The following is a 7,199-nucleotide window of genomic DNA, read 5'->3' on the forward strand; positions in this document are numbered from 1 at the left end:
CTTCCTCGCCGGCGAGCGGGCGCTGGCGCCCTACGCCGAGCGCCTGGCCGAGCTGGACGGCGCGGCGCAGCAGGCGGCCAGCGTCGCCCAGCTGGCCGAGCCGCTGGCCGGCCTGCAGGCGATGGCCGCCGAGCTGGACATGCTCTCCAACCTGATGGCCAGCCTGGCGATCGACGACGCCACCGAGCGCACGCGCATCGTCGAGGCGATCTCCGAGCTGTACGCGCGCCTCAACCAGGCGCGCGCCCGCGCCGAGCAGCGCCGCAAGGGCCTCGGCTCGGCGGAGACGGTCGCCCAGTTCGGCGCCCAGTTCAAACTGTTCGGCCAGGGCATCACCAGCGCCCTCGGCCAGGCCAGCGAGCCCGAGCGCTGCGACGAGCAGCTGGCGCGCCTGCTGCTGCAGCTGGAGGAGCTGGAAAGCCGCTTCGGCGAGCAGGAGGAGTTCCTCGCCGACATCCTCGCCAAGCGCGAGGAGCTGCTGGAGACCTTCGAGACGCACAAGCAGGCGCTGCTCGACGAGCGCCAGCGCCGCGCCCAGGGCCTGCAGGAGGCCGCACGGCGCATCCTCGACAGCCTGGCGCGGCGTACCGCGCGCCTGGCGAGCATGGAGGAGCTCAACGCCTTCTTCGCCGCCGACCCGCTGATCCTCAAGCTGCGCGACCTGGCCGAGCGTCTGCGCGAGCTGAAGGACAGCGTCAAGGCCGACGACCTGGAAGCGCGCCTCAAGGGCGCCCGCGACCAGGCGGTGCGCGCCCTGCGCGACAAGAGCGAGCTGTTCGAGGAAGGCGGCAACCTGATCCGCCTCGGCCGCCACCGCTTCAGCGTCAACAGCCAGGAGCTGGACCTGACCCTGCTGCCGCGCGGCGAGCAGCTGTGCCTGCACCTGACCGGCACCGACTTCATCGAGCCGCTGGTCGATGCCGAGCTGGAGGGACTGCGCGCCTTCTGGCAGGCCAGCCTGGAGTCGGAGTCGGCCGAGCTGTACCGCGGCGAATACCTGGCCGGCGAAGTGCTGGCCGCCGCCGAGCGCGGCGAGGGCGGCCTCGATCTGGATCGCCTCAAGCTGCTGCTCGCCCAGCCCGAGGCGCTGGTGCGCGCGGTGCGCGAGTTCGCCGCGCCGCGCTACCGGGAGGGCTACGAGAAGGGCATCCACGACCAGGACGCCGCGGCGATCCTCGCCCGCCTGCTGCCGCTGACCGGCAGCGCCGGGCTGCTGCGCCACGCGCCGCTGCCGCGCGCCTTCGCCTGCCTGTGCTGGGACCGGCTGCGCGCCCAGGAGCAGCCGGCGCAGTGGCCGGAGCGGGCACGCACCAGCCGGCACATCCGCCAGCTGTTCGGCCGCGACGACGGCCTGCGCGCCCTGCAGGGCGAGATCGCCGCCGCGCTGCAGGCCTTCCTCGCCGAACAGCCACTCGGTCTGGTCGCGGCGGTGGTGGCCGAGGCCGCCGAGTACCTGGTGCAGGAACTGGCCGCCGAGCGCATCGAGTTCACCTTCAGCAAGTACGCCCGCCAGCTGCAGGAAGGTTTGCGCGCGCGGCTGACCGAGGCGCGCATGTGGGACGACTACCGCCAGGCGCTGGCCCGCCTGGGCGAGCGCCCGGCGGCGCAGTGGACGCTGGCGCTCGACTGGCTGCACGGCCTGTGCGGCCAGGCCGAGTTCGCCGCGCTGGCCGCCTACGCGCCCGAGGCGGCGGCGCTCGAGCTGCTCGGCGAGGAGCTGCCGCGGCGGGTCACCGAGGTCGACCTGCGCTTCACGGTGGAGGGCCTGCTCGGCGAGCACCCGCGTATCCAGGAGCAGCGGCTGGAGCTGGCGCTGGACGAGCTGTTCGCCCGCCTGCGCGCGCACCGCGAGCACTACCTGCCGGGTCTGACCCGCTACCAGGCGCTGCGCCAGGCGGTGATCGCCCGCGAGCGCGCCGCGCTGCGCCTGGCCGAGTTCAAGGCCCGCCCGCTCAGTTCCTTCGTGCGCAACAGGCTGATCAACGACGTCTACCTGACCTTCATCGGCGACAACCTGGCCAAGCAGATGGGCAGCGCCGGGGAGAACAAGCGCAGCGACCTGATGGGCCTGCTGATGCTCATCTCGCCGCCCGGCTACGGCAAGACCACCCTGATGGAGTACGTCGCCCACCGCCTGGGGCTGATCTTCATGAAGATCAACGGCCCGGCGCTGGGCCACGAGGTGCGCTCGCTCGATCCGGCGCAGGCGCCCGACGCCACCGCCCGCCAGGAGCTGGAGAAGCTCAACCTGGCGCTGGAGATGGGCAACAACGTGATGCTCTACGTCGACGACATCCAGCACACCCACCCGGAATTCCTGCAGAAGTTCATCTCGCTGTGCGACGGCACCCGGCGCATCGAGGGGGTGTGGAAGGGCCGCACGCGCACCTACGACATGCGCGGCAAGAAGTTCTGCGTGGTGATGTCCGGCAACCCCTACACCGAGTCCGGCGAGGTGTTCCGCATCCCCGACATGCTGGCCAACCGCGCCGACATCTACAACCTCGGCGACACCCTCGGCGGCATGCAGGAGGCCTTCGCGCTCAGCTACATCGAGAACGCGCTGACCTCCAACCCGGTGCTGGCGCCGCTGGCCACCCGCGAGATGGCCGACCTCTACCGCCTGGTGGCCAGGGCCGAGGGCCGCGAGTTCTCCGCCAACGAGCTGTCGCACGCCTACAGCGGCGCCGAGCTGGACGAGATCACCGCCACCCTGCAGCGCCTGATGCAGGTGCGCGACGTGGTGCTGAGGGTCAACCGGCAGTACATCGCCAGCGCCGCCCAGGCCGACCAGTACCGCAGCGAGCCGCCGTTCAAGCTGCAGGGCAGTTACCGCAACATGAACAAGATGGCCGAGAAGATCAGCGCGGTGATGAACGACGAGGAACTGCTGCAGCTGATCGCCGACCACTACCAGGGCGAGGCGCAGCTGCTCACCACCGGCGCCGAGGAGAACCTGCTCAAGCTCGCCGAACTGCGCGGCAACCTGACGCCCGAGCAGGCGGCGCGCTGGGAGCAGATCCGCGCCGACTTCCGCCGCGCCAAGGCCATGGGCGGCGGCGAGGCCGACGTCGGCGTGCGCGTGGTGGCCCAGCTGCGCGACCTGGCCGACGCCGTGCAGGGCCTCGGCGCCGCCGCCGTGCCGGTGCCCTGGGACGAACTGCTCGCGCGCCTGCAGGCGCTGGCCGAGCAGCGTCCGCAGGTCCAGGTGGCGGCGGCGCCGCAGCCGGACTTCGCCGCGCTGCTCGAGGGGCTGGCGCAGTCGCTGCAGGCCAGCTTCCTGCCGCTGATCCAGACCATCGAGAAGAAGGGCGACATCGGCCTGCGCATCCACAAGCACCTGCACGAGCTGTCCCGCGACATGCGCGAGCTGGGCCTGCGCCGCGCGCGCCTGCCGGGCGGCGAGGTGGCAGATGCGCCGGCGGGCTGAGGCCCGGCACTGGCGAGACCGCGACCGGAGCGCGTAGAGTGTGAAGCCGTTCACCATCTGCCGGGCCCGCGCTACGGCCGCCGGCGAGTTCGCTCCATGACCCTGCACCTGCCCACCCTGCTGCTGCTGGAAATCTACGTGCTGGTCCTGCTCGGTGTGCTGATGCTGCATGCCTGGCGGCGCAGCCAGGGCGAGCCCACCCTGGGCTGCATGGCCGGCATGTTGCTGCTGGGCGCGGTCGGCACTCTGGTGGTCAGCCTGCGTGGGCTGGGCGCAGATACCCTGTCCATCGTGCTGGGCAACGTGCTGCTGTTGCTGGCCTGCGCCCAGGGCTGGGCGGCCATGCGCGCCTTCGTCGGCCGGCCGCTGTACCGGCCGGGCATCGTCGCCGGTGCCTTGTTGTGGCTGGTGCTGTGCCTGTGGCCGACCTTCATGACCTCCAGCGCGCTGCGGGTGGCGGCCTACAGCCTGCTGACCATCGGCTATGCCGGCGCGGCGGCCTGGGAGCTGTGGCGCGCCCGCCGGCATCTGGAGGTGTCCATCGTCCCGGCGCTGTTCCTGCTGGGGGGGCACGCAGTCTTCTACGGCGTGCGCCTGCTGCTCGACCATGGCGAAACCGCCGGCAGCATGTGGAGCGCGGTCGGCGCGAACTTCATGAGCTGGCTGGTGCTGGAGACCTTCCTGTTCGCCATCGGCATCGCTTTCGTCACCCAGGCCATGGTCCGCGAGCGCACCGAGGCGCGCCTGCACGCCATGGCCAACAGCGACCCGCTGACCGGCATCGGCAACCGGCGCGCCTTCATGGAGCGTGCCGCCACCCTGCTGGACCAGTGCCGGGGCGCGCAGCGGCCGGCGGCGTTGCTGCTCTGCGACCTCGATCACTTCAAGCGCCTCAACGATACCCATGGCCATGCCGCCGGGGACGCGGCGCTGGTCGCCTTCGCCGGCGTGCTGGCCGGCGGCTTGCGCGAGCAGGACGTCTGCGGACGCATCGGCGGCGAGGAGTTCGCCTGTCTGCTGCCCGGCGTCGATCCGGCGCAGGCGCTGGAGGTGGCCGAGCGCATCCGTCGCCGGTGCGCCGAGCTGTCGTTCGGGGTGCCGGTGCGCCTGAGCGTCAGCATCGGCATCGCCGCCAGCGCGCAGGCCGGTCACGACCTGGCCGGTCTGCTGGCGCAGGCCGACGAGGCGTTGTACCAGGCCAAGGACGCCGGGCGCGACCGCGTCGAGCAGGGCCGCGCCGGCCTGCTGCCGGCCTGAGGGGCGATTCGGGTTACACTGCCGGCCTTTTCCATCCCCGCCGGAACGCCCATGGCCCTGCAGTCCACCCCCTACAAAGTCGAACTCAACCTCACTGACCTCGATCGCGGCGTCTACGAGAATCTGTGTTTCACCGTCGCCAAGCACCCCTCGGAAACCGAGGAGCGTCTGGCCGTGCGTCTGCTGGGTTACGCCCTGTGGTACGACGAGCAGCTGGCCTTCGGCCGCGGCCTGTCCGACGTCGACGAGCCGGCGCTGTGGGAGAAGAGCCTCGACGGTCGTGTGCTGCACTGGATCGAGGTCGGCCAGCCCGACGCCGAGCGCATGACCTGGTGCTCGCGGCGTGCCGAGCGGGTCAGCGTGCTGACCTACGGCAACCTGCGCGTGTGGCAGGACAAGGTGGTGAGCGCGGTGAAGAGCCTGAAGAACCTCAACATCGCCGCGCTGCCGCAGGAGCCGCTGGCCGAACTGGCCCGCGACCTGCCGCGCTCGCTGAGCTGGAGCGTGATGATCAGCGAGGGCACCCTGTTCGTCACCGACGAGCGCGGCCAGCACGAGCTGGCCGTGGAGTGGCTGCTGGGCGAGCGCGGCTGAGAGCCGCGCCACGCCCGCCGGCGATCAGCTGAACCAGAACTGCAGCAGCGACTGGAACGACATCGCCACGCCGATCACGGTGGCCAGCATCGCCACCACGCCGAACACCAGCATCCAGCGCGGGTGCCGGTACTGGCTGCCGACGATGCGCTGCTGGTGCGCAGCCCACAGGATGCAGCCGAGCGCCAGCGGCAGGACCAGGGCGTTGAGCGCGCCGGCCACCACCAGCACCTGCACCGGCTTGCCGACCAGGCAGTAGATCAGCGTCGAGCAGACGATGAAGGCGATCACCCAGCGCTGGCTGTGGTTGCGCACGCTGCTGTGCACCGAGTGCAGGAAGCTCACGCTGGTGTAGGCGGCGCCGATCACCGAGGACACCGCGGCGGCCAGCAGCACCAGGCCGAAGGCCTTGTAGCCGAAGGCGCCGAGGGCGTGGGCGAACACCGAGGCAGCCGGGTTGCCCGGATCGAGCTTCACGCCCTGGCTGACCACGCCGAGGGTGGCGAGGAACAGGCAGATGCGCACCACGCCGGTGGTGAGGATGCCGGTCACCGCGGCGCGGGTCACCACGCCGACGTTGTCCACGCCGGTGATGCCGGCCTCCACCAGACGATGGCCGCCGGCGAAGGAGATGTAGCCGCCGACGGTGCCGCCCACCAGGGTGATGATCGGCAGCATCAGGATCAGCGGATCGTCCGGGGCGAAGGTGTGGCTCAGCGCCGCGGCCACCGGCGGGTTGGCGGCGTACACTGCGTAGCCGACCATGCACAGCATCAGCAGGCCGAGCAGCTGGGTCACCGCGTCCATCACCCGGCTGGCGTTGCGCACCAGGAAGATGGCGATGGTCGCCACCGCGGCGATCAGCGAGCCGACCAGCGGCGAGACGCCGAAGATCACGTTGAGCGCCAGCCCGGCGCCGGCGATGTTGCCGATGTTGAAGGCGATCCCGCCGAGGACGATGAAGCCGGTGAGCAGGTGGCCGAGGCCGGGCAGCACCCGGTTGGCCACGTCCTGGCCGCGCATGTTGGACACGCTGATCACCCGCCAGATGTTGAGCTGGGCGCCGATGTCGATCAGCAGCGAGATCAGGATGGCGAAGGCGAAGCTGGCCAGGTATTTCTCGGTGAACAGCGACGTCTGGGTGAGGAACGCCGGGCCGATCGCCGAGGTCGCCATCAGGAAGATGGCGCCGCGCAGCACGCTGCGTTGCGAGGTCTGGGGCATGCTGGAACACACTTGGGTGGACTGCATTTTTCGGTACCTTCTCATAATTCTTGTTGGGGCGAGGGCAGGTAGTCCATGGCCTTCGGGTCGGGGTCCCTTGGGCAGTGCCACGGCGTCCCGGCCGTGGGTGTTGCTTGTCGTGTGGTTGCTCCGCCTTCCGGCTCGGTCAGGCGGTGCGCCTGGCCAGCTCGGTGGTCGCCTGATGACCGTGCTGCCAGAGCGCCAGCAATTGCCGCTGCTGGCGCTGGGCGCTTTCCAGGCCGACCGGCGTCAGGCGCAGGCCGGTGCCGGGCGGGCACTGCGCCAGCCGCGCCACCGCCTGCGGGGTCAGCGCGCCGAGGCGCGGGTAGCCGCCGATGGTCTGGCGGTCGTTGAGCAGCACGATGGGCTGGCCGTCGGCCGGCACCTGGATGGCGCCCAGCGGGATGCCCTCGGAGATCATCTCGCCGCGCCGGCACTCCAGACGCGGGCCGAGCAGGCGCACGCCCATGCGGTCGGCGCGGTTGTCCACCGTCCACTCGCTGTTGAAGGCGTCGAACAGGCTCTGCCCGGCGAAGTCGCCGATCTGCGCGCCGAGCACCACGGCGAGCGGCGCGCGGCTGTCCAGCGCCGGAATCCGCTCCGCCGGCACCTCGCGCGGCGCGGGCGAGGCACCGCGCCAGCTCAGGCGCTCGCCCTCGGCCAGCGGCCGGCC

The 7,199-nt window shown here is 71.3% G+C and carries 4 protein-coding genes and 1 pseudogene; 3 read left to right on the top strand and 2 right to left on the bottom strand.

The genetic code is table 11. The features are described 5' to 3' along the window. The 3 genes from E5198_RS19720 to E5198_RS19730 all read left to right on the top strand — a co-directional run. A partial coding sequence (locus E5198_RS19720) for an AAA family ATPase (RefSeq protein WP_136491632.1) occupies positions 1–3,430 on the top strand: 3,430 nt, incomplete at its 5' end. A 96-nt stretch (positions 3,431–3,526) separates the two neighbouring features. After that, positions 3,527–4,687: a GGDEF domain-containing protein gene (locus tag E5198_RS19725; RefSeq protein ID WP_136491633.1), complete on the top strand. Its 1,161-nt coding sequence runs from the start codon at positions 3,527–3,529 to the stop codon at positions 4,685–4,687. A gap of 51 nt (positions 4,688–4,738) precedes the next feature. Then, positions 4,739–5,281: a YaeQ family protein gene (locus E5198_RS19730; protein WP_136491634.1), complete on the top strand. Its 543-nt coding sequence runs from the start codon at positions 4,739–4,741 to the stop codon at positions 5,279–5,281. 24 nt (positions 5,282–5,305) lie between these two features. On the opposite strand, the gene E5198_RS19735 is transcribed toward E5198_RS19730, so the two are convergent. Next, positions 5,306–6,532: an NRAMP family divalent metal transporter gene (locus tag E5198_RS19735; RefSeq protein WP_136491635.1), complete on the bottom strand. Its 1,227-nt coding sequence runs from the start codon at positions 6,530–6,532 to the stop codon at positions 5,306–5,308. Between the two features lie 139 nt (positions 6,533–6,671). Next, positions 6,672–7,199 (bottom strand): annotated as a pseudogene (locus E5198_RS19740) (allophanate hydrolase); the annotation flags it as partial.

The organism is Pseudomonas sp. A-1 (assembly GCF_004801855.1).
Classification (GTDB): Bacteria; Pseudomonadota; Gammaproteobacteria; order Pseudomonadales; family Pseudomonadaceae; genus Geopseudomonas.

Excerpts from the sequence above, each read along its gene's own strand:
- E5198_RS19725 (WP_136491633.1), top strand. The coding sequence starts at position 3,527 with ATGACCCTGCACCTGCCCACCCTGCTGCTGCTGGAAATCTACGTGCTG.
- E5198_RS19730 (WP_136491634.1), top strand. The coding sequence starts at position 4,739 with ATGGCCCTGCAGTCCACCCCCTACAAAGTCGAACTCAACCTCACTGAC.
- E5198_RS19735 (WP_136491635.1), bottom strand. The coding sequence starts at position 6,532 with ATGCAGTCCACCCAAGTGTGTTCCAGCATGCCCCAGACCTCGCAACGC.